We start from the raw sequence: 1,417 nt of genomic DNA on the forward strand, positions 1-1,417 counted from the left end.
AGATGTGTATAGGAGACAGGCCTTGGGCGGCGCGGGCGCCGGGCGCGGACCGTGCGGCGGCTCCTCCTTCTTCTTTTCCTCGGACGGGGCCGGCGCTGGGCCGCCCTGCACCGCCTGCGCGAGCAGCATCGGCGCGGCCGCGCTCTCGGCAGCGGCGGGATGACTGATCAACGACCCGAGCGTCAGCGCCGTGGTCGCGAGCAGTGCAACATTTAGCTTCGTCATCAAACAGACCCTCAATGGAGCAGGCTGGCTTCATTCGACGCAGTCGAACAATCACCGCCACGCTCCGATCAACGACAAGGCGTGAGGCCCAATTGTGGCAACAGGCTTCACCCGTGGAGAAATAAATCCGCCGCATTCGAGCCTCGAACGCGGCAGCATTCATCATGAGTTCATCAGCAGGATCGGAATCGCAGGCACGAGACGACTCTTCGGCGCTCGTAGTAACAAGTACGAAGGCGCGACACTCATCGGGTGAGACGTTACGCCACGGCGGGATTCGGAGCGCCGGGTCCGGGCGGACGGCGCACCGGCAATTCGTCCGGCGTGTGCCCAGGTAGTTCGTTCGGCCGCGGCGGCGCGCCCGGCTCTTCGATCGGGGGCGGAATGTCGGGGTTGGGATTGCCGGGCGGCTGCTCCGGCGGCGGCTCGCTCGGCGTGCCGGGGGTGCTCGGAGGCACCTCCGGGGGCGGTGTCACCGGCCCCGGGTCGTTCGGCACGTCTTGCGGTTCGCCGGCCATCGTCTAGATCGCGACCTTGGCGTTCTCACCGAGGTCCGGCCGGCTGCCGGTTGCGGCCGCGACCATCATCTTGGCGTAGCTCACGATGGAGCCGGGCGAATCCCAGTACTCGGCCTCGTCCGGCGTCACCTTGAGAACGCGAATGTTCGGATCGTCCGGGCTGTCCCACCAAGCCTTGGCTTCGGTGCCGAACAGCTCCTTGATCTTGGCACGATCGTTACTGATTGCCGCCGTGCCCGTCACCGAAACGTATTTCTGCGCGCTGGCATTGGCGAAGCCGAGATTGACGTGGTGATCCTTGGCGATCTCCTCGTCCTTGTGGCGACGCGCGTCGGTGAGGAAGTAGATCGCGCTTTCTTCCGGCCGAACATAGGCCGCCATCGGCCGCGACCGGATCTTTTCGCCATCGCGCGTCGCCAGCATCGCAAAGGTGATCTTTTTCATCAGATCCCAGGCGTGCTGCGCATCGCCGTTGTTCATCGTCGCCGCCATCTCGCTCTCCCTTGTTCGTCAGCGGCGATAACGATCGCTTTGCGGCGATGTTCCGGCGGGGAGCAGGCAATGAGCGCGAGCTGTCATTGCGAGCCGAAGGCGAAGCAGTCCAGGGGCTCGGTGCACGGCGCTGGATTGCTGTCCCTTATACACATCTGACGCTGCCGGCGACGGAGAGAGTG

At 64.9% G+C, this 1,417-nt stretch carries 2 protein-coding genes and 1 pseudogene; all 3 read right to left on the reverse strand.

The genetic code is table 11. From position 1 onward, the window contains the following. Positions 1–225: pseudogene (locus tag DY468_RS24715) on the reverse strand (OmpA family protein); the annotation flags it as partial. A 260-nt stretch (positions 226–485) separates the two neighbouring features. After that, a complete protein-coding gene (locus DY468_RS24490; protein WP_164608203.1) occupies positions 486–743 on the reverse strand; it encodes a hypothetical protein in 258 nt (85 codons plus the stop codon). Positions 744–746: 3 nt separating this feature from the next. Further along, entirely contained in the window at positions 747–1,235 is a 489-nt protein-coding gene (locus tag DY468_RS24495) for a pyridoxamine 5'-phosphate oxidase family protein (RefSeq protein ID WP_164608205.1), read from the reverse strand. Positions 1,236–1,417 lie beyond the last annotated feature (182 nt).

This window comes from Rhodopseudomonas sp. BR0M22, assembly GCF_010907035.1.
GTDB lineage: Bacteria > Pseudomonadota > Alphaproteobacteria > Rhizobiales > Xanthobacteraceae > Rhodopseudomonas.